The 21,280-nt window shown below is 71.6% G+C and carries 17 protein-coding genes; 10 read left to right on the top strand and 7 right to left on the bottom strand.

Translation table 11 applies throughout. From position 1 onward, the window contains the following. The first annotated feature begins 52 nt into the window (after positions 1–52). Positions 53–934, top strand: a complete 882-nt coding sequence (locus ACIQI8_RS01830) for a YegS/Rv2252/BmrU family lipid kinase (protein ID WP_402343488.1) — start codon at positions 53–55, stop codon at positions 932–934. Between the two features lie 49 nt (positions 935–983). Here the strand turns inward: ACIQI8_RS01830 and mgrA are convergent, their stop codons facing one another. Continuing rightward, complete coding sequence (mgrA, locus tag ACIQI8_RS01825) at positions 984–2,027, bottom strand: L-glyceraldehyde 3-phosphate reductase (RefSeq protein ID WP_402343485.1); 1,044 nt, start codon at positions 2,025–2,027, stop codon at positions 984–986. A gap of 128 nt (positions 2,028–2,155) precedes the next feature. Between mgrA and ACIQI8_RS01820 the strand changes: the two genes are divergently transcribed. The 3 genes from ACIQI8_RS01820 to ACIQI8_RS01810 all read left to right on the top strand — a co-directional run bounded on the left by ACIQI8_RS01820 (position 2,156) and on the right by ACIQI8_RS01810 (position 5,550). Further along, complete coding sequence (locus ACIQI8_RS01820) at positions 2,156–2,608, top strand: flavodoxin family protein (RefSeq protein WP_402343482.1); 453 nt, start codon at positions 2,156–2,158, stop codon at positions 2,606–2,608. A gap of 52 nt (positions 2,609–2,660) precedes the next feature. Beyond that, a complete protein-coding gene (locus ACIQI8_RS01815) occupies positions 2,661–4,301 on the top strand; it encodes a serine/threonine-protein kinase (protein ID WP_402343479.1) in 1,641 nt (546 codons plus the stop codon). Between the two features lie 106 nt (positions 4,302–4,407). After that, complete coding sequence (locus ACIQI8_RS01810; protein WP_402343476.1) at positions 4,408–5,550, top strand: serine hydrolase domain-containing protein; 1,143 nt, start codon at positions 4,408–4,410, stop codon at positions 5,548–5,550. Between the two features lie 28 nt (positions 5,551–5,578). Here ACIQI8_RS01810 and araB read toward each other — a convergent pair whose 3' ends face one another. Both araB and ACIQI8_RS01800 read right to left on the bottom strand, forming a co-directional pair. Next, entirely contained in the window at positions 5,579–7,216 is a 1,638-nt protein-coding gene (araB, locus tag ACIQI8_RS01805) for a ribulokinase (protein ID WP_402343473.1), read from the bottom strand. Then, positions 7,213–7,515, bottom strand: a complete 303-nt coding sequence (locus ACIQI8_RS01800) for a hypothetical protein (RefSeq protein WP_402343470.1) — start codon at positions 7,513–7,515, stop codon at positions 7,213–7,215. Before ACIQI8_RS01800 ends, araB begins: the two co-directional genes overlap by 4 nt. 266 nt (positions 7,516–7,781) lie before the next feature. On the opposite strand from ACIQI8_RS01800, the gene ACIQI8_RS01795 reads away from it, so the two are divergent. Next, positions 7,782–8,612 carry a serine/threonine protein kinase gene (locus ACIQI8_RS01795; RefSeq protein ID WP_402343467.1) on the top strand — a complete coding sequence of 277 codons (831 nt, stop codon included), beginning with the start codon at positions 7,782–7,784 and terminating at the stop codon, positions 8,610–8,612. Beyond that, positions 8,609–10,162 (top strand): protein kinase, encoded by a 1,554-nt coding sequence (locus tag ACIQI8_RS01790; RefSeq protein ID WP_402343464.1) that lies wholly within the window; start codon positions 8,609–8,611, stop codon positions 10,160–10,162. The genes ACIQI8_RS01795 and ACIQI8_RS01790 overlap by 4 nt, the downstream gene beginning before the upstream one ends. Before the next feature lie 15 nt (positions 10,163–10,177). Here ACIQI8_RS01790 and ACIQI8_RS01785 read toward each other — a convergent pair whose 3' ends face one another. Together ACIQI8_RS01785 and ACIQI8_RS01780 are read right to left on the bottom strand one after the other, a co-directional pair. Then, entirely contained in the window at positions 10,178–11,371 is a 1,194-nt protein-coding gene (locus ACIQI8_RS01785) for a hypothetical protein (RefSeq protein WP_402343461.1), read from the bottom strand. 111 nt (positions 11,372–11,482) lie between these two features. Next, the gene (locus tag ACIQI8_RS01780) at positions 11,483–11,872 is read right to left on the bottom strand and encodes a hypothetical protein (protein WP_402343458.1); all 390 of its coding nucleotides are present in this window, start codon (positions 11,870–11,872) and stop codon (positions 11,483–11,485) included. Between the two features lie 291 nt (positions 11,873–12,163). Between ACIQI8_RS01780 and pgm the strand changes: the two genes are divergently transcribed. The 3 genes from pgm (at position 12,164) to ACIQI8_RS01765 (ending at position 16,328) form a co-directional block, all read left to right on the top strand. Further along, entirely contained in the window at positions 12,164–13,804 is a 1,641-nt protein-coding gene (pgm, locus tag ACIQI8_RS01775; protein ID WP_402343455.1) for a phosphoglucomutase (alpha-D-glucose-1,6-bisphosphate-dependent), read from the top strand. A gap of 149 nt (positions 13,805–13,953) precedes the next feature. Beyond that, entirely contained in the window at positions 13,954–14,784 is an 831-nt protein-coding gene (locus tag ACIQI8_RS01770) for a PP2C family protein-serine/threonine phosphatase (protein WP_402343452.1), read from the top strand. Positions 14,785–15,290: 506 nt separating this feature from the next. Next, positions 15,291–16,328 carry an MASE1 domain-containing protein gene (locus tag ACIQI8_RS01765; protein WP_402343449.1) on the top strand — a complete coding sequence of 346 codons (1,038 nt, stop codon included), beginning with the start codon at positions 15,291–15,293 and terminating at the stop codon, positions 16,326–16,328. Here ACIQI8_RS01765 and ACIQI8_RS01760 read toward each other — a convergent pair. Continuing rightward, positions 16,306–16,770, bottom strand: a complete 465-nt coding sequence (locus ACIQI8_RS01760; RefSeq protein ID WP_402343446.1) for a hypothetical protein — start codon at positions 16,768–16,770, stop codon at positions 16,306–16,308. The two genes, ACIQI8_RS01765 and ACIQI8_RS01760, sit on opposite strands and share 23 nt — an antisense overlap. A gap of 683 nt (positions 16,771–17,453) precedes the next feature. Here ACIQI8_RS01760 and ACIQI8_RS01755 point away from each other — a divergent pair. Further along, on the top strand, positions 17,454–19,724 hold the full coding sequence (locus tag ACIQI8_RS01755; RefSeq protein WP_402343443.1) for a M4 family metallopeptidase: 2,271 nt from the start codon (positions 17,454–17,456) through the stop codon (positions 19,722–19,724). A 6-nt stretch (positions 19,725–19,730) separates the two neighbouring features. On the opposite strand, the gene ACIQI8_RS01750 is transcribed toward ACIQI8_RS01755, so the two are convergent. Beyond that, positions 19,731–21,218 (bottom strand): HAD-IA family hydrolase, encoded by a 1,488-nt coding sequence (locus ACIQI8_RS01750; RefSeq protein ID WP_402343440.1) that lies wholly within the window; start codon positions 21,216–21,218, stop codon positions 19,731–19,733. Positions 21,219–21,280: the final 62 nt, after the last annotated feature.

Below are 21,280 nucleotides of genomic sequence, written 5' to 3'. Positions count from 1 at the left end.
GCCGACCCGCCCACCGCCGAACCGACACCCCGTCCGCCCCGGAGGCGCACCGATGCGACAGTTCACCGCCGTCGTCAACCCCACCGCGGGCGGCTCCGCCTCGGCCGCCGCGCTGCTCGACGTGGCCCGGCTGCTGCGTGCGGCGGGGGCCGAGCTGGAGACCGAGTACAGCCGCAGCCTGGACCACGCCAAGGAACTCGCCCGGGATGCCGGCGGGCGAGGCCGCGTGGTGCTCGCCGTCGGCGGGGACGGCATCGCCGGCGGTATCGGGGGCGCGCTCAGCGGAACGGACGCCGTGCTCGGCCTCGTACCGGCGGGCCGTGGCAACGACTTCGCCAGGGCGCTCGAGCTCCCCACGGAACCAGCGGAGTTGGCGCAGGTGCTGCTCCATGGCCAGCCGCGCCCGGTGGACACCATCGAGGTCGAGTCGGCCGTCCACGACCGCACCGTCGTGCTCGGCAGCGTGTACGCCGGCGTCGACGCGCTCGCCAACCGGCACGCGAACCACGCGAAACTCCTGCGCGGAGCCGCCTCCTACTACGCCGGCGGACTGCGCGCCGTCACCACCTGGCGCCCGGCCCGGTATCGCGTCACCGTCGACGGCGAGGAACACCCGCACACCGGCTACACGGTGGTCGCCGCCAACTCCGGCTACTACGGCTCCGGTCGGCTGATCGCCCCCGACGCGCGCGTGGACGACGGCTTCCTGGACGTCGTCATGATCCGCGAGGCACCCCGGCGGCTGTTCTTCGCCCTGATGAACGAGCTCAAGACGGGCGCCCACGTCCGACGGCCCGAGGTGACGATTCTGCGCGGCCGGGAGATCCGCATCGAGGCCGACCGCGAGGTGCCCTACGGCGCGGACGGGGAGGTCGAGGCCGTCCTCCCCGTCACCGTGCGGGTCCTGCCGGGAGCACTGCGCGTGCTGTGCTGAGCGGCGCGGTGCCGGGCGGAGCCGTGCTCCTTCGAGCTGGTCCGGTCTGTCAGCCGAGGCTGCCGGTCCGGGCGTCCTGCCACAGGTCGACGCCGCCGTCGGTGGCGTACTTGTCGATCTCGGCCAGTTCGTCGGCGCTGAAGTCGAGGTTCTCCAGCGCGGCGACGTTCTGCTCCAGCTGCTCGGTGCGCGAGGCGCCGATCACCAGCGAGGTGACCCGTTCGTCGCGCAGCGCCCAGGCCAGCGCCATCTGCGCCAGGGTCTGGCCGCGCCGGGCCGCGATGTCGTTGAGCGCGCGCAACCGCTGCAGGTTGTCCTCCGACAGCCAGGACGTGTCGAACGACGTGCCCGCCGCGGCGCGCGAGTCCTCGGGTACGCCGTCGAGGTAGCGGCCGGTCAGCAGGCCCTGGGCGAGCGCGGTGAACCCGATGACCCCGAACCCCTCCTCCTGGGCGACGTCCAGCAGACCGTCCGTCTCGATCCAGCGGTTGAGCATGTTGTACGAGGGCTGGTGGATCAGGAGCGGCGTGCCCAGGTCCCTGAGGATCGCGGCGGCCTCGCGCGTGCGCTCGGCGTCGTAGGAGGAGATGCCGACGTAGAGGGCCTTGCCCTGGCGCACCGCCGTGTCGAGCGCGCCCATCGTCTCCTCCAGCGGAGTCGTGGCGTCGAGGCGGTGCGAGTAGAAGATGTCGACGTAGTCGAGGCCCATGCGCCGGAGCGACTGGTCGAGGGAGGCGAGGACGTACTTGCGGGAGCCGCCGCCCTGGCCGTAGGGGCCGGGCCACATGTCCCAGCCGGCCTTCGTGGAGATCACCAGCTCGTCCCGGTACGGCGCGAGGTCCTGCTTCATCAGGCGGCCGAAGTTGATCTCGGCGGAGCCGTAGGGCGGGCCGTAGTTGTTCGCGAGGTCGTGATGGGTGATCCCGAGGTCGAACGCGCGCAGGGCGATCTCGCGCTGCCTCTCGAAGGGGCGGTCGTCCCCGAAGTTGTGCCAGTAACCGAGGGAGAGGAGCGGGAGGTCGAGGCCGGAGCGGCCCGTCCGCCGGTAGCGCATGGTGCCGTCGTAGCGCTCGGGATTCGCGAGGTGGTTCATGAGGTTCACTGTGCTCGCGCACGATTCTGAAGTCCAACAACTCCTTTTCATCGCATTCAGCGGTGTCGTTTCTGAATGGAGATGCCGCTTCTGAAGGGGAGGCGTCCCCCTGACTTAGGGTGCGGAAGGTGCCCACCTTGCTGATCGTGCATCACACGCCCTCGCCCACCTGCCAGGCCCTGCTGGAGGCCGTCGTCTCCGGGGCGACCGCACCCGAGATCGAGGGCGTCGACGTCGTACGACGGCCGGCCCTGTCGGCCACCGCCTCCGACGTCCTGGCGGCCGACGCGTACCTGCTGGGCACGCCGGCGAACATCGGCTACATGTCCGGCGCCCTCAAGCACTTCTTCGACCAGATCTACTACCCGTGCCTGGACGCGACGCAGGGCCGCCCCTTCGGCTATTACGTGCACGGCGGGAGCGACGTCACGGGGGCGGTGCGCGCGATCGACGCGATCACGACCGGCCTCGGCTGGCGGCGCGCGGCCCAGCCGGTGACCGTGACGGGAACACCGGAGAAGTCCGATGTCGAGGCGTGCTGGGAGTTGGGCGCCACGCTCGCGGCAGGACTGATGAGCTGAGGGAGAAGGCCGCCGTCCGCTGCCGGACATGGTGTCCTTTATGCTCCTCGCCATGAACGAGGGGGACAGCGGCAGACGGGTCGTCGACGGGCGTTTCGAGCTGGAGTCGCGGCTCGGAGGCGGCGGGATGGGCACGGTGTGGCGCGCCCGCGACCTGCTGTTGCACCGGAGCGTGGCCGTCAAGGAGGTCCGGCCCGCGGACCCGGATCTCGCCGAGTACGACCCGCCCTCGGCGCGGATGCTGCGGGAACGGGTGCTGCGCGAGGCGCGGGCCCTCGCCCGGGTCCAGCATCCGAACGTCGTGACGATCCACCACATCGTCGACGGCGGCGAGGGCACCTACCCGTGGCTCGTCATGGAACTGGTCGAGGGCGGCTCCCTCGCCGACCGCCTGGCCCGTGGCCCGATGGCCCCGGCCGACGCCGCCCGCCTGGGCCGCGGTGTCCTTGAGGCCCTGAACGCCGCGCACGCGGCGGGCGTCCAGCACCGAGACGTGAAGCCCGCCAACGTCCTCCTGCGCACCGACGGCCGGCCCGTCCTCACCGACTTCGGGATCGCCGCGATCCGGGAGTCCACCGCGCTCACGGCCACCGGTTCGATCATCGGCACGCCCGACTACATGGCCCCGGAACGCGTCACCGGCGAGGCCGGCGGCCCCGCGGCCGACCTCTGGTCGCTGGCGATGATGCTGTACGTCGCCGTCGAGGGCCACCACCCGCTGCGCCGGGGCACGACGCTGGCCACGCTGGCCGCGGTCCTCCACGAGGACGTCCCGCCGCCGAAGCAGGCCGGGGCTCTTACGCCCGTACTGACCGCGGTGTTGGTACGTGATCCCGGGGCGCGGCCCGACGCGGCGACCGTCGACCGGATGCTGGCCGCCGCCGCGGAGGCCGTCCCGGAGCCGGTCACGTCGTATCCCTTGGCACCTCCGCAGGACGCGATACCCGTCCTGCCTCCGCCGCTCGCCGAAACGGTTGTGCCGGGCCGTTCCACGGGATCGCGCCGGGCTGTGATCGCCTCTGCCGCAGCGGGTGTGGTGCTGGTCGGTGGGCTGACCTGGGTGACGCAGTTCGGGGGCGATCGCGATGACGGGTCGGGGTCCCTGGGGGCGGGGCCGACGGGGAAGACCACGTCGGCGTCCACGCCTGGGTCGCTCGGTTCCGGGTCTGTGTCGGACCCTGCGTCTCCGTCTGCCGACAAGGGGACGCCGGTCCCGAAAGGCTCGTCGAAGCTGGCCAAGGGCATGCTCACGCCCGACGGCATCCGAACCGCGCTCAAGGCCATCGAGAAGAAGACGGGACGGGACACCTTCTGTGACCTTTCCGTCTACCAGGACTACGTGTCGGTGAAGGCGATGGTCCCCGGTAGCCGGACCAAGTACGACACGTACGACTACCGGCCGGCGACGGGGGTCAAGAAGGGCATAATCAACGGCAGCCTGTTTGGCGGCAAAGAGCCTGTGAGCCTTGAGAACTACGACTGGGACGCAGTGCCGAGCCTCCTCGCCTTCGCGGAGAAGAAGTTGAACGTCGACAAGCCGGAGACCGCCTACCTGCTGCTGAACCCGCCGAACAACATCTCCAACACCCCCGCCTACCTCGCGATCTACCTCAGTGGCGACTACAGCGTCAGTGGATATCTGCAGGCCGATCCCCAGGGCAGGGTCCTGAAGGTGTATCCCGCCGACGAATGACCGGTGCCGCGGCCGGCATTCCGCCGTATGCAGCAGCACAAGAAGCCTCCCCGCCGATCGAGGGAAAGGCTGGGCCTGCCCCGCCACCCCGTCCCTGGGAGATGCCATGCCCCTCCGGCTGCTCGCCTGTGCCCTCGTCGCCTGCGTGACCGCACTCGGCCCCGCCACCACCAGTACCGCCGTCACGAAACACGGCGACGACCTCCAGCGTCAGGCCGACCGGTTCGTCGAATCCCCGGGCGGACCGCCCGGTCTCATCGCCGTTCTCCAGAAGGACGGGGAGACCCGCGTCGTGCGGGCGGGTGTCGCCGACCTCGCCACGGACCGACGGCCCCAGCCGGACGACCACATGCGCATCGCCAGCACCGCGAAGGCGTTCAGCGCGGCGGTCGCCCTCAGCCTCGTCGACCGGCACGCCCTGCACCTCGACGACACCCTGGGGCGACGGCTTCCGCGCCTGCCCAAGGCCTGGCACCGGGTGACTCTGCGACAACTGCTCAACCACACCAGTGGTCTGCCGGACTTCTCGCGGAGCGAGGAGTTCCTGAAGATCGTCACCGCCGACCCGCGCCACCACTTCGACTCCCGCCGGCTGCTCGACTTCGTGGCCGATCAGCCGTTGGGGTTCAAGCCGGGAAGCCGGTACGTGTACTCCAACTCCGACAACATCGCCGTGGCCCTGATGGCGGAGGCGGTGACCGGGACACCGTACGAGAAGCTGCTGCGGACACTGGTCTACCGGCCGTTGGGACTGCGGGACACCAGCCTGCCGCAGGGGTACCGGATGCCCGAGCCCTATCTGCACGGCTATGACGTGGCGCCGCCCTCGCCGGTGGAGGACGTCAGCGAGGTCCTCAGCGCGTCCGGCGTGTGGGCTTCGGGCGGGATCATCTCCACGCCGGCCGACATGACCCGCTTCGTTCGCGGTTACGCCGGAGGGGCGCTCTACGAGCGGTCAAGTGTGCTGCGGGAGCAGCGGAGTTGGATCGCCGGTGCGTCCGAGCCCGCCGGTCCCGGTGCCAACATGGCGGGCCTGGGTATCTTCCGCTACGCCACCCGGTGCGGTGTCGTGCTGGGGCACACCGGCAACTTCCCGGGTTACACCCAGCTGATCGCGGCCACGCCGGACGGGCGCCGGTCGCTGACCTTCTCCGTCACCTCGCAGATCAACCAGGCCCAGGCGCCTGAGCAGTTGAAGCGGATGCGGGCCGTCGAGGAGAACTTCGTCTGCGCCCTGATGAGCGCATAGGAAGGCGCTCGGGCGTCCCCTTGGCGCATCACGGACTCCTCGTCTTCAGTGCGTGCAGGCGGTGCAGGACGTCGTTGCCCCCGCGGCCGAAATGGTCGTGCAGTCGCACGTACTCCTCGTACAACTGCTGGTAGACCCGCTGATGTTCCGGGATCGGCAGGTAGGCGGCATGGTGGCGGCGGCCCATGGCGGCGGACGCGGTGCGGACCTCGGGATGAAGGCCGGCGGCCACCGCTGCGTGGACGGCCGCACCGAGCGCGGGCGCCTGCGCGGAGTCGACCACGCTCATTGGCAGCCCGGTCACGTCCGCGTAGATCTGCATCAGCAGCGGGTTCCTGACCAGGCCTCCGGCGGCGACGAACTCCGTCACGGGCAGGCCCGCGGCGCCGAAGGCGTCCAGGATCACGCGGGTGCCGAACGCGGTCGACTCCAGCAGCGCCCGGTAGATGTCCACCGCCGTGGTCGACAGCGTCATGCCGAGCAGCGCTCCGGACAGTTCGTGGTCGACCAGCACCGACCGGTTGCCGCCCATCCAGTCCAGGGCCAGCAGCCCGTGCTCGCCCACCCGCTGGCGGGCGGCGAGTTCGCCGAGCACCTCGTGCACGCCACGGCCCGGTTCGTGGTAGCGCTCGGGTACGGCGTTCTCCACCCACCAGGCGAAGATGTCGCCGGCCCCGCTCTGCCCGGCCTCGTAGCCGAAGGACCCGGCGACGATGCCGCCGTCGACCACCCCGCAGGCACCGGGGACCTCGCGCAGCACGTCGGCGTTCATCATGTGGCAGGTGGACGTGCCCATGATGGCCAGGAGTTGGCCGTTCCCGTAGGTCTGGGCGGCGGCCGCGGTGACGTGCGCGTCCACGTTGCCCACCGCGACGGGTGTGCCCTCCGGCAGCCCGGTCCAGGCGGCGGCCCGCGCGCTCAGCCCGCCCGCGCTGCTGCCGAGCGGGGCGAGCGGATGGGCGACACGGGTGCGGTACACGTCGGCGAACCGCGGGTGCAGCGCGGCGAGATAGTCCTCCTCCGGGTAACTCCCGTCCTGGTGAAGGCCCTTGTATCCGGCGGTGCACGGGTTCCGGGTCTCCCGGCCGGTCAGCTGCCATACGATCCAGTCCGCCGCCTCGATCCAGCGTTCGGTGGCCGCCCATACCTCGGGGTCCTCGTCGAGGATCTGCAGCGCCTTCGCGAGCTGCCACTCGGCGGAGATCCTGCCGCCGTATCGGGACAGCCACGGCTGCTTCGACGCCTGCGCGAGGTCGGTGATCCGCTCCGCCTGTGGCTGAGCAGCGTGGTGTTTCCACAACTTCGGCCAGGCATGCGGGCGTTCGGCGAACTCGTCCAGGACGCACAGGGGTGTTCCGTCGGCGAGCACGGGCAGCGGGGTGCTGGCGGTGAAGTCGGTGCCCACCCCGGCCACGCTCGCCGGATCGATCCCCGCTTGCCCGACCGCCACGGGCACCGCCTCGCGCAGGACCGACAGCCAGTCCCGCGGGTCCTGCAGCGCCCACAAGGGTGGCAGCCCGGCGCCCGACCCGGGCAGGGCGCGGTCGATCACGCCGTTCCGGTACGGATGCTCCACACAGGCCAGTTCGGCACCGTCGTCGGCGCTCACCACGAGCACCCGTGCGGACAGGGTGCCGAAGTCGATCCCCAGGACATGCGCGGTCATGACCGGCCCTCCTGCCACTCACGCAGGAACCGCAGGCCCGCCATGGCGGGGCCGTCCTGGGACTGCGCCGGCGGGCGCCGGACAGAGGCGGCGGTGGCGATCGACGCGTTGTCCGCGGTGAACGACTCGATGCCGAGCATGCCCCGATAGCCCCTCTCGGTGAGGCAGTCGCGGATCAGCGGCCAGCCCTGCGGATCGTGGCCCGGCGCGCCCCGGTCGTTCCCGCGGACCCGCAGGTGCGGCTGCCGGTCGCCGACCGTACGGAAGGCCGTGCGCGGATCTCGCTCCTCGATGTTCATGTGCCCAGTGTCCAGACTGCCTTGCCGCTGTCGATGACCTTCTTACCGCGAATCGGCGCCGGTGCCGTCGCGCGACACCGTACAGAGGGGCGTACGACTCCGCGATCCTGCCCGATGAGGCGCCGGGCTCGTAGCGGTTTCGACGCGTTGGTTGCGACCTGTGTGTTCTCGCCGCGCGGCCGCGTGTGGCGTGAACGCGATCATCGCGGTGTGGGCCGCGACGATCGAACGTAGAATCCCCCCGACCGTCTCGGGGGAGATCACAAATGGAAACGATCATCGTCCAGTTGCCGGAGCCGCCGCGGCCTGACCTGTTGCGGCCGGAACCGGAAGTCGGACGCGGCACCGCACTGTTGCATCTGGGACCCGGAGACGCGGCCGACTTCGGGCGGGGCCTGCCGAAGGGTGGAGGCGTGCCGGAGGGTGCGGGCGTGCGCATCCTGCTCGCCGACCCCGGAGTCTCGCGCCGGGCCGGGCGGTTGGAGGCGGCCGAGGACTACTGGCGGCTGTCCAACTACAGCCGCAGCGCCTCCTACGTCGTGGAGAACCTGGAGGGCGCCGGCGAGTACATCACCGTCGCTCCGGGCCGCCTCGGCGCGCCGGTGCCGTTCGAGTTCTCGCGGGTGGTGCTGCCCGCCCTGTCCGGCACCGCCGCCTTCAAGGTGTTCGCCCCGCAGCACGCGTATCTCGACGAGCGATCGGTGCCCGGAGCCGGCGAACAGACCGTGCTGCCCTTCGCGTTGGACATGACGGCGAAGTACTTCCTCGTCCTGGTCGCGCTGTGCGAGCCACGCCTGCGCGACGGCTCGGACGCCACCCTGCCCGGCGTCGGGGAGATCGTGGAGCGCCTGCGCCCGCTGGAGTCCTGTCAGGGTCTGACGCGCTCGGCGGTCAACTACCACGTCGACTACCTGGCCCTCGCCAAACTCCGCCTGGACCTGGGCGAGGAGACCGGTCCCGACGACGGCCGCACCGGCGCCAAACGCGCCCGACTCGCCTCCGTCGCCCTGCGCTTCGGACTCGTACGTGAGGAGCACCTGGGGCTGCTGCCGCCGCGCGGGGCGGTCCGGGCCACCGTGGAGGGGGTACGGGCATGACCGCGTCCGAAGACGTCCGCGAGCCGTTCGAGGTGCGGCCGCTGCCCGTCGGATTCCGCATCGCCGACTGGGAGTTGGGCGCGGTCATCGGCTCCGGCGGCTGGGGCACCGTGCACGAGGCGCACACCGTCGGCGACGGTGACGGGGTGCCCGTCGCGGTGAAGCTGCTGCCGACCGGCGCCCTCGCCCCCGGGCAGCGCGCCGCGCTCGGCGAACTCGTCGCCAGCGAGGTCCGGTTCAGCACCGAGGCGGACCACCCCAACCTGGTGCGCACGCATGCCGTCCACACCGTGGAGGCCCCCGGTCTGGACGCGTGGGACGGTGCGATCGCCCTGGTCATGGACCGGGCAGAGACCGGCCTTCAGGACGTGCTGGACGCCGCCGACACCGGCCGCCCGATCGAGGGCGCCGACCGGGTGCTGCGCGGAGTCTCGGCCGGCCTCGCCCATATGCACGCATCGCGCCGGGTGCACGGAGACCTCAAGCCCGCCAACGTCCTGCTGGGGCCGAACGGCGCCGTATGGCTGGCCGACTTCGGGCTCACCGCCGAACTCGACGGCACCCACGCGCACTTGCCGCCGCTGGGCACCCTCGACCATCTGCCGCCGGAATGGTGGTCGCAGCGCACCGGCGTCGAGGGCGCGGTCGTCCGCCCGAGCGCCGACATCTGGGCCTTCGGTGTCCTCGCCCACCAGGTCCTCACCGGTGGACTCCACCCGTTCCCCGGTGCCACCGCCCGCGCCCGGTCCCTCGCCGCCCAGGCCTACGCCCGCGGCACGGCACCACTGCGCCTGGACGCGGGGCTGCCGGAGGACTGGCGGCGCCTGATCGCCGACTGCCTCGCCCCCGACCACGCCGCCCGCCAGCGGCACTCGGCCGACACGCTCGCGACCAGGATCGAGCGGCTGACGGGCACCGCGGGCTCGCGCGGAAGACGTCGTCTGCTGCCGGCCGCCGTGGCCGCAATGGTGGTTCTGGCGGCCGCCACCGCCGGTGGGGCAGCGCTTCTCCGGGACGACGGCGGCAACGGGAAGAAGGGCGGCGGCACCCCGGCCGTGGTGACCGACGCGCACGCCACCCCCACCCCCGGAGCGATCCCCGCCGACTCCGACGTCCCCGACGACCTGCGCCCGGTCATCGACAGCGCCGCCCGCCGCTGTACCGACGCGGAGATCACCCCCGTCCTGCTGGCCGCCATGATCAAGGCGGAGAGCGGCTTCGACACGAAAGCGGCCCGACCGGCCACCGAGGAGTACGGCGTCGCCATGTGGACGCCCGCGGTCTTCCGGGCCTGGGCCGTGGACGGCGACAAGGACGGCGACAAGGATTACATGTCACCGCCCGACGCGATCTCGACCATGAGCCTGTACATCTGCTGGCTCGACCAGCGCTTCAAACAGGAGGGCATGCCCGCCAAGGACCTGCCCGCGCTGATCGCGGCCGGCTACCGCACGAGCGACCGCAGCGTCATCGAGGAGGGCGGTGTCCCCGAAGCCGTGCGGCCGCACGTGAACAAGGTGCTGCGCTACCTCGCGGAGTACGAGGGCTGAGGCGCAGTACCCGGGCTACTGGGTGCGCGCGCCCTGACTGCCCGTGCACACCGACACGTTGGGCAGCTGGTTGTCCGGCGAGCTCATGTAGATGTTGGAGACATAGCCGCCGTACTGGGGCAGATAGGCCCACCACTCGTTGGTGTAAGGCGGCACGTTCACCACCTGGCCCTTGACCTGGCAGCCCACCAACACCTCGACACCGGCCGGGAGTTGGGTGAGCGGCGCGTCTGCCGTGGACGGACCGGGACGGACGTTCACGTGCTCGCTCCAGGTCCCGAACCACGTGCCGGCCGGCCGGGTCGCGCCCGGTACGTTCAGCGAGCGCGTCAGTCGCCCGATGTCCGTGTAGGCCTTGCCGTACGACGTCCCTACCGGGTGCTGGGTGAAGACGGCGACGATCGCGCGGTCGCCGGCGCCCACGGTGCCGGTGGTGTGCAGGGCCGGGCGGGACAGGTCCACTCCGGCCGCGGCTGCCTTCGTGTCCGTCTTGGCCGCGCCGGTCGTCCTCGCCCCGGAGGTGGCCGCCGCGGTGGGCGAACCGCACGTGCCGTCCTCGTACTCGCCCGACCACCCCTGCTTCACGGCCCAGGGCTTCTGGAACGCGCCGGGGATGCCGAAGTGCTGGTCGAACTTGTCCGAGGCGCAGCGGGTGGACTGGCGCAGGTTGCCCATGACGAAGTCCCGTACCGGGGCGGGCGCCTTGTCCAGGATGTAGCGGTAGATCGTGACGGTGTCACGGGCCGAGAGCGCGGTGTAGCCCCAGAAGCCCTCGTAGCCGGCCGGCGGCGGCTGGGTGTCGGTGAGGCCGAGGCGGCTCACCATGCGGGTGATGATCGCGGAGCCGCCGTCCTCGGTCCAGTAGTGGTTGGCCGCGTCGTCGTTGCTGCTGCGGAGCATCGGCTCCAGCAGGGCGCGGTCGGCGGCCGGGATCGAGTAGTCCGGGCCCCGGTTCCAGAGGAAGTCCAGCGCGAGCAGCAGTTTGACGACCGAAGCCGACCTGAACTGCGTCGAGGAGTTGAGCTGTTCGGTGAAGGTGCCTGTGCTGCGGTCGAAGACGGCGACCCCGGCCGTGACGCCGGACGGCACGGTGACGGACGGCGCCTCGGCGGGCCGCGCCGAGGCCGGCGCGGCCGTGCAGAGGGCGAGCAGCAGCGCGGTCAGGGTTGCCGCCGAGGCGAGGATGGAACGGTGTCGGAGCAGACGCATGAGGCCGTCTCTTCCTGTAGGCGAATGGTCAAAAGGCTTGTGGGAGAAGGGAGTCGGTGCGTGCCGACGGCCCGTCGGCAGGCCGTCGGCACGCTCGTTCCCCTCGTCGGGTCAGCAGGGCTCGACCGTGTTCGTCTCGCTGATGACGTCGCCGTCGGACACCCAGCCCCAGGTGGCGTTGTCGTCGCCCTGCGTCCACAGCCAGCGGTAGGGGTGGACGCTGGAGCCGTTGGGGCGGTCGGTGAAGTCCGCGCGACAGGCGAACCACGAGGGGTTCGTGCGCAGGTGGTCGATGACGTGGGTGGCGCCGTCGACCAGTTCGTAGACGTTCGCGCCCTGCACGTTGTTGCAGGTGAACGCGTTGTGGCCCCAAGCGGTGATCCCGGTCGGCCAGCAGTTGGAGGCGGCCTGGGCCGAGCCGGTCGGCAGGGCGATCAGGGCCGCGGCGGCGGAAGTGGTGAGGGCGAGCGTGAGCGTCTTGCGGGTCGCTGAGCGAGGCATCGACAGGTCCTGTCCGTGTGGGGAGCGGGTCCGCCGGAGGAGGGCTGTGCGCGCTCGCTCCGGTGCACCGCTCACGCTAGGAACGGATGGCCGCCGGCGGTCCCTGACAGGTGTCAGGACCGGGGTTCGCCCGGCCCCTGGCCTCGGCGCCGGTATCGCGACACGATCCGTCTGTGCGGAGCCCGGGCCCGTCGGGCTCCCGCCGGGGCGGGCCACTCGCGGTCCGCCGCCGTGACGGGGGAGGATGGGCGGGCAGACGATATTGGTCAACCGATGTGGAGGAGCGGGCACATGCCTCACGAGCGAGCGGGCCGGCAGGCCGGACCCGAGGATCTCGTCGACGTCGCCCGGCTGGTCACCGCGTACTACGCGCTGCACCCGGACCCGGCCGACCCGGGCCAGCGGGTGGCGTTCGGTACCTCAGGGCACCGCGGTTCGTCACTGGCGACCGCGTTCAACGACGACCACATCGCCGCGACCAGCCAGGCGATCTGCGAGTACCGCGCCCAACAGGGCACCGACGGTCCCCTCTTCCTGGGGGCCGACACCCACGCGCTCTCCGAGCCCGCCCGGGTCACCGCCCTGGAGGTGTTCGCGGCCAACGACGTGACCGTCCTCATCGACGAGTCGGACGGCTACACGCCCACCCCCGCCGTCTCGCACGCCATCCTCACCTTCAACCGCGGCCGCAGTTCCGGCCTCGCCGACGGCGTCGTGGTCACCCCCTCGCACAACCCGCCCGCCGACGGCGGCTTCAAGTACAACCCGCCCAGCGGCGGACCGGCCGGCTCCGAGGCGACGTCCTGGATCCAGGACCGGGCCAACGACATCATCACCGCCGGCCTCAAGGACGTACGCCGCATCCCCTACGAGCGCGCCCTCGCCGCCCCCGGCACCGGCCGCTACGACTTCATGGGCACCTACGTCGCCGATCTGCCGAGCGTCCTGGACCTGGACGCGGTCCGCGCCGCAGGCGTGCGCATCGGCGCCGATCCGCTGGGCGGGGCGTCGGTCGCGTACTGGGGCCGTATCGCCGAAGTGCACCGGCTCGACCTCACCGTGGTCAATCCGCTCACCGATCCCACCTGGCGGTTCATGACGCTCGACTGGGACGGCAAGATCCGTATGGACTGCTCGTCGCCGTACGCGATGGCCTCCCTGATCGCCCAGCGCGACCGCTTCCAGATCGCCACGGGCAACGACGCCGACGCGGACCGGCACGGCATCGTCACGCCGGACGCGGGGCTCATGAACCCCAACCACTACCTGGCCGCCGCGATCGCCTACCTCTACGCCCACCGCGAGCAGTGGCCCGCCGGCACCGGCATCGGCAAGACGCTGGTGTCGTCCACGATGATCGACCGGGTCGCCGCCGATCTCGGGCGCCGACTGGTCGAGGTGCCGGTCGGCTTCAAGTGGTTCGTGGACGGACTGGTCGACGGGTCGATCGGGTTCGGCGGCGAGGAGTCGGCCGGCGCGTCCTTCCTGCGCCGGGACGGCTCGGTGTGGACCACGGACAAGGACGGCATCATCCTGGCGCTGCTCGCCTCCGAGATCCTCGCGGTCACCGAGAAGACGCCGTCGGAGCACTACGCGGCGCTGACCGCCCGCTTCGGCGAACCCGCCTACGCGCGCATCGACGCCCCCGCGAACCGCGAGGAGAAGGCGCTGCTCGCCAAGCTGTCCCCGGCGCAGGTCACCGCGGACACCCTCGCCGGGGAAGCGGTCACCGGCGTGCTCACGGAGGCCCCGGGCAACGGTGCGGCCATCGGCGGCATCAAGGTGACCACGGAGAACGCCTGGTTCGCGGCACGGCCCTCCGGGACCGAGGACGTCTACAAGATCTACGCCGAGTCCTTCCGCGGTGCCGACCATCTGCGCCAGGTCCAGGAGGAGGCCCGGGCGGTGGTCGACACGGCGCTGGGGGGCTGACGTGACAGCGAGGTAGCGACAGGAGTGCGGCGGTGCGGTGGTGACGGTGGGGACCGGGCGGGTGTGAGAAGCGTCTCGCTTTGTCCACCTTTGGGTGAAATTCATATGTTCTACCCTGAGGAGGCCCCCCGTCACCGCCGGAGTGATCAATGTCCCGCAAGGGTCCAACGGACGACGGCGACGAGCTGCTGGCCAGGCTCGGATCGCTGACCGCCCAGGCGCGCGAGCTCGCACAGCTGCAGCGCTCCCGGGTCGAGCTCGCCGTTGCCCTCCAGCGGGGCATGCTGCCCAGGGACCTGCCCGAGGCCCCCGGCCTCCAGCTCGCCGTCCGCTACGCGCCCGCCTACCAGGGCCTGAACGTGGGCGGCGACTGGTACGACGCCTTCACCATGCCCGACGGCCGCATCGGGCTGTCCATCGGCGACGTCCAGGGCCACAACATCGAGGCGGCGGCCTTCATGGGCCAGGTCCGGGTCGGCCTGCGCGCGCTCGCCTCCGTCACCAGCGAGCCCGGCGAGCTCCTCGCCCGCACGAACGACCTGATCCTCTCCCTCGGCACCGACCTCTTCGCCACCTGCACCTTCATGCGGCTCGACCCCGCCACCGGCGTGCTGGAGAGCGCGCGGGCCGGCCACATCCCGCACATCTGGGCCACGGCGGACGGCAGATCCGGCGTCAGCGACGACGAGGGCGGGCCGCCCCTGGGCGTCGAGCCGGGCACGGAGTACCCGGTGATGCGCCACCGGCTCACCACCGGCGGCGTCTTCGTCCTCGTCACCGACGGCGTCGTCGAAGGCCCCTCCCTCAGCCTCGACGAGGGCCTCGACAAGGTCGTCCGCCTCGCCGGCGTGGCAGCCGTCGCGGGCCTGGAGGCGGGCGCGCTGGCCGCTGCGGTGATCAAGATGGCGGGGTCGGTGGGGCATGAGGACGACGCGGCGGTCCTGGTAGTGGGGCACGACGGGGCCGTGGGGCGGCTGTAGCGGGCCCGGTGGCCTGCCGACCTGGCTGTTTTGTCACGGCGACGGGCTCCGGCCGCCCGGACGGCCCCGAGGACACGGCGGCCCTGAACAGGCCCGACAGGCCCGTCAGCCCCGACATCGCCGGCAAGCCCGGCAGCCTCGACAAGCCCGACAGCCCCGATAAGCCCGGCAGGCCCGGCAGGCCCGGCAGTCCCGACAGGCCCGTCAGCCCCGATAGCCCCCACGAGCTTGACGGGCCCGACTGTTCAGACCACTCCGACGGCCCCGCCGAGCGTGACGGCCCTCACTGTCCCGCCGTGCCCGGGCAGCGCCGACGGCCTCGACGATCCCACCGGCCTTGGCGGCTCCGGCACCACTGACACCGCCGCCGACCAGGACGGTCCCGACGCCTCCTGGCACACCGGTCCCGTGACACCCCGGCCCCCTTCACTCCGACCGCCCAGGCCCGGCGCAGCCGACCCGCAGCCGACCCGTTCGCCTCGCCGTCCCGGCCTCCTCGGTGTCTGATGGCAGCTGTGGTGGGTACCCGTGATCTGCGCCCGGCGGCCGGCCTGGTGCTGCAGACCCTGGCCGTCGCCGCCTGCTATTTCGCGGCCGGGCGGCTGGGCCTGTTGCGGCAGCTCGTCGTCGAGGACGCCATCGTCACCCCCATCTGGCCGCCCACCGGCGTGGCCGTCGCCTGTCTGCTCCTGTACGGCATGCGCTCCTGGCCCGGCATCGCCCTCGGCGCCCTGCTCGTGGTCATGTCCATCACCTCCCTCCAGCCCGAGGTGATCGGCACGCTGGTGGGCAACACGCTGGCCCCGGTCTGCGCGTACTACATGCTGCGCAAGGTCGGCTTCCGCACCAGCCTGGCCCGGCTGCGCGACGGCCTCGCCCTGGTGTTCCTGGGTGCCCTCACCGCGATGCTGGTCAGCGCGACCGCGGGTGCCAGCATGCTGGTGATCACCGGCAAGCTCGACACGAGCAGCTTCTGGCTCGTCTGGCTGGCCTGGTGGGTGGGCGACGCGATGGGCGTGCTGATCGTCACCCCCCTCCTGCTGCTGCTCCTTCAGGCCGCGCGCCGGTCCCTGAACCTGAGCCGCTGGAAGGAGGCCGCGGGCCTGGCCCTGATCGCCGGCTGTCTGATACCCGTGGCCACGCACAGCCCCATGAGCCTGCTCTTCCTGGTCTACCCGCTGCTGATCTGGGCCGCACTGCGCTTCCAGCTCGCCGGCAGCTCCCTGTGCGCCCTGTTCGCGTCGGTCTCGGCCACCATCGCCGCCACGGACCGCGCGGGGCCGTTCGAGCACCTGACCAGCGTCGAGGTCATGATCAAGCTCCAGGCGTTCAACGGCTCGATGGCCCTGACCGCCCTGCTCCTGTCCGCGATGATCACCGAGCAGCTCAACACGAGGCGGTCGGTGGAACGGGCCTGTCAGGAGCTGGTCGAGGTGCTCGCGCACCTGACCGCGGGGGAGTCGCCACCGGTACCGCCACCCGTGGACGAGAAGAACCGCCCGAATCCGGTGAGTCCCCCGGTCAGTCCCACAGGGGATACGTGACCGTCGGGCCGTAGATGTCGGGTCGGCTGCCCGGATAGGCGAGGGTGATCCGGGTGTAGTGCTGCGTCCCCGGGTGCTTCTTCCAGGGCTTCGGATCGGAGAGGCGCACGACCACCGGGTACGAGCGGAAGGTGCCGGCAGCACAGTAGGGCTTGCAGTCGTTGAGCATGTTGACGCCCTCGGCCGTCGCCGTCCGTGTGCCCCACTGCGACCACTTCAGCGAGGTCAGCCGGCTGTTGCCGTCCCCGCACGCGAGCGTGAAGTCGGCCGGGCGCACGTCCGTGTGCCAGAGGCAGTCGACGAGCACGGGGGTCGTCTGCCGCTGCACGACCGGTGCGGCCGGTGACGACGGCCCGGCGGAGGACGGGGCCGCGCCCGCGGCGGCGGCGAGCGCCGCGGCCAGACAGAGCGTGACCGCCGTACGAATCGCGATTGCCCGCATGTCCGCTCCCCGCTGTCTCCGGACCGACCCGTCCGTGCCGCCCGAGGTGTTCGAGCTGTCCGTGCCCACTGTGCTGTGCCTGTTCCGACGCTACGACCGACGGGCGGCGCGCACCACTCGGACGGAGTAATGACGGCCGTCGGCGGCGAGGGGTTCCGCCGGTCACACGTCGTCGAGAGGCGCGTAGGCACGTAGGGGCTTTCGAACGGTCGATGTGCCGCTCGGTGAGGTCTGTGCGGGACCGGCTCGCGCCGGGACATGCGATCCGGCCAGAAGCCCTTGTACGCCATCAGCGGCTCCGCGCGCGTTCGCGGCTCCAGCGGCAGCACGGGAGTAAGCGCGCGCCCGGTCGAACTCCCGTCAGGCAACCGTCAATTCAAGCCGATGTCTTGTCACCTCCATGACAACTCTGTGCGTGGGATGTCACTCTGCTGTCCGCAGGTTCACCTGCCCTTCACGCCCCCCACATTTCCCACACCCCCCATCTCCACCCCCCACCCCCCACCCCCCACCCCCCACCTCTTCCCATCCCCCCACCCCTTCTCGCGCGCGGCCGGGCCCCGGCGCCATCCGGGCGTCGCTCGTGCCGTGCGTGTGCACCCGCGCGCCGCCGGACGGCCATACCCGGCCGACCGCTTGCCCCGGCCTTGACCCGAGGCCGACCGCTGCAGAGGGAGAACGCCTTGTCCAGGCAACACCGCTTCTCGCACCGCTCCAGATACACCATCGCGCTGGCGCTCACGGCCGCGAGCACGATGCTGGCCACCGGCTTCCAGGTCGGCACCGCGGGCGCTGCCCCCGCCGACGCCGGTGCCGCGAAGATCCACGCCACCCCGCGCGCGGGAGCGGCTCCGGCCGCGCTCAGTCCCGCGCAGCACACGGCGCTCCTCAAGCAGGCGAGCGCGGCCGTCGGCGACACGGCCAAGAGCCTCGCCCTGGGCAGCCGGGAGAAGCTCGTCGTCAAGGACGTCATCCGGGACACCGACGGCACCACCCACACCCGCTACGAGCGGACGTACGCCGGTCTCCCCGTGCTCGGCGGCGACCTGGTCGTGCACACCAAGGCCGGCCGTACGACGGCGACGAAGGCGACCAACGCGAAGCTCGACCTGGCGTCCGTGACCCCGAAGGTCACCGCGGCCACGGCGAAGAGCAAGGCGCTCGCCGCCGCCGAGAAGGCCAAGGCGGACGCGCCGAAGATCAACAACTCCCGCCTGGTCGTCTGGGCCGCCGACGGCAAGCCCGCGCTGGCCTGGGAGTCGGTGGTCGGCGGCTTCCAGGACGACGGCACGCCCAGCGAGCTGCACGTCGTCACGGACGCGAAGACCGGCAAGGAACTGTTCCGCTACCAGGGCGTGGAGACCGGCACCGGCACCGGCCAGTTCAACGGAACGGTCCCGCTGGGCACCACGCTCTCCGGCTCGACGTACCAGCTCGTCGACGGCGACCGCGCGGGGCACCGCACCTACGACCTCAACCAGGGCACGTCGGGTACCGGCACTCTCTTTACAGATGACAACGATGTCTGGGGCGACGGCACTCCGACCAACCGCCAGACGGCCGGTGTGGACGTGGCCTTCGGTGCCGCGGCGACCTGGGACTTCTACAAGGACGTTTTCGGTCGCAACGGCATCCGCAACGACGGTGTCGCCGCCTACAGCCGCGCCCACTACGGCAGCAACTACGTCAACGCCTTCTGGCAGGACGCCTGCTTCTGCATGACCTACGGCGACGGCTCGGGCAACACGCACCCGCTGACCTCGCTCGACGTCGCCGCGCACGAGATGAGCCACGGCGTCACCAGCGCCACCGCTGGTCTCACCTACTCCGGCGAGTCCGGTGGCCTGAACGAGGCGACCTCCGACATCTTCGCCGCGGCGGTGGAGTTCCACTCCGACCTGCCCGCCGACGTGCCGGACTACCTGGTCGGCGAGAAGATCAACATCAACGGCAACGGCACCCCGCTGCGCTACATGGACAAGCCCTCCAAGGACGGCGCGTCCCGCGACAACTGGGACTCCTCGCTCGGCGGAATCGACGTCCACTACTCCTCGGGCCCGGCGAACCACTTCTTCTACCTCCTGTCGGAGGGCAGCGGCGCCAAGACCGTCAACGGGGTCGCCTACGACAGCCCCACCGCCGACGGCCTTCCGGTCACCGGCATAGGCATCGAGAACGCCCAGCAGATCTGGTACCGGGCGCTGACCACGTACATGACCTCCTCCACCAACTACGCCGCCGCGCGCACCGCGACCCTCCAGGCCGCGACCGACCTGTTCGGCGCCTACAGCCCCACCTACCTGGCCGTGGCCGACGCGTGGGCCGCGATCAACGTGGGCAACCGGGTCGCGCCGGGCGTGAACATCAGCCCGCTGGCCAACCAGACGACCGGGGTCGGCGAGCAGGTCTCCCTCCAGGTCGACGCCTACACCACCAACACCGGCTCCGCGCTGACCTATTCGGCGTCCGGTCTGCCGGACGGACTGACGATCAGCGACACCGGTCTCATCACCGGCTCGCCGACCACCGCCGGCACCAGCAGCGTCACGGTGACGGTGACGGACGAGACCGGGTCCACCGCCACCAAGTCCCTGTCGTGGCGGGTGGCGAACCTGTTCTCCAACAACACCCGGGTCGACATCCCCGACGCGGGAGCCGCGGTGGAGTCCGCCGTGACGGTTCCCGCCGACCATGAGGGCAACGCCTCGGCGACCACCGAGGTCTACGTCAAGATCGTCCACACCTACCGCGGTGACCTGACGGTCGACCTGGTGGCCCCCGACGGCACGGTCTACTCGCTGCTCAACCGCAGTGGTGGCTCGGCCGACAACGTCGACCAGACCTTCACGGTGAACGCCTCGTCCGAGCCCGTCGCCGGCACCTGGAAGTTGCGCGTCCAGGACCGTGCGTCGATCGACGTGGGCTACATCGAGAAGTGGTACCTGGCTCCCTGATCGGCCTCACCCGGCGCTGGGCCCTTCCGGCAGGCCCAGCGTGAAGGTGGTGAGGACCGCCGCGTGGTCCGACGGCCAGTCGTTTCCGGCCACGTCGGGCCACGCGCGCGGGACGCCGGTGACGACCGTGCGGGAGTCGACGACTTCGAGGCCGCGGCCGTCGTGCAGGACGTAGTCGATCCGGTCCTGCGGCTCGGCGAGGGCGGGGTCGTCCTCGTTCACCGGGTGGATCGGTGACCAGGTGTGGCCGGGGGCGCGGACCGGATCGGGGTGCGCCTCGCGGTAGGAGTCGCGCAGCCCCGCGGTCTCGGCCGCCCTCGTCACCGGCCAGGCCGCGTCCGAACGGTCCAGGTGCGAGGGGCAGTTGAAGTCCCCGGTCAGCACCACGGGCACATCCGGCCGTGCCGCCTCCTCGATCCGCCGCAGCGCCTCCCGCATCTGCGCGAGCCGCATGTCCTCGTGGGCGATCAGCTCGTCGGCCGCAAGTTCGTCGAAGGCGGCTTCGTAGGGACCGTACGGCGTGTAGTGCAGGTGGGCCGTCCATACGTCCACCTCGCGCGCGTGCCCGACGCGGACCCGGGCGCCGGCCGCCCCGTAGAAGCCGACGTCGGGGTCGCCGAGGGCGGCCGTGATCGGGTGGCGGCTGATGATGCCGAGGTTCTCACCGGCCTCGTGGTGGTACCAGCCGAGCGCCTCGGCCAGTTCCCGGGCCGCGGTGCCGGCCGTCTCCTGGAGGCCCACGACGTCGGCCTCGGTGTCCAGGATGACCTTGAGCTGCTTGGCGCGGTGGTCGTCGATCCTCGCGCCGCCGAGCCAGAGGTTCCAGCTCAGCACCCGCAGCCGGGGCGCGACCAACTCCCGCAGCAGGCAGGGGGTGACCTCTTCGAGGCTGGTCACGACCGTGCGGCCGGGGGCCGGGTCTATCGGGGCCAGCGACGGCACCGCGAGGACCGCGCAGCCGGCGGCCTCGGCGGAGCTGACGCCGGTCGCCGTGTCCTCGACGGCGACACAGCGGGCCGGATCCACGCCGAGGGCGCGGCAGGCGGCGAGGTAGGGATCGGGGGCGGGCTTGGTGTGCGGGGTGTCCTCGGCGGTGACGGAGACGGCGAAGCGGCTCGCGCCGAGGGCGTCCAGGACGGTGTCGGCGACCGCGCGGGGGGACGCGGTGACCAGCGCCGTGGGGACGCCGTCGCGGGCCAGGGCGTCGAGCAGGTCGAGCGCGCCGGGGCGCGGCACGATGCCGGTGCGGACGCGGGCCGCGAACTCCCGGTGCAGTGCGGCCGCGAGGTCCGCCGCCGACGCATCCGTGGCCCGGGCGAGCCAGTCGGCGGTGTGCTCGACCGGGCGGCCGAGCACCTCCGGCTGGTCCGCGTCCGTCAGGGTCCTGCCCGCGATCTGCTCCACCGCCTCCCACCACAGCCGCTCGGTGTCGACGAGCGTTCCGTCCATGTCGAACAGGACGGCCTGGAGCGGGAGTTGGGTGTGGGGGGTCACGTTTCTCTCTTTCGGTACGGGCACCAGGCGCTCCGCTGGAGGGCGCTGATGAACCTGCGGGC

It is taken from the genome of Streptomyces sp. NPDC092369 (assembly GCF_044755245.1).
Classification (GTDB): Bacteria; Actinomycetota; Actinomycetes; order Streptomycetales; family Streptomycetaceae; genus Streptomyces.
The sequence above is the reverse complement of the archived record's forward strand: the minus strand, read 5'-3'. Positions and strand labels throughout refer to the sequence as shown.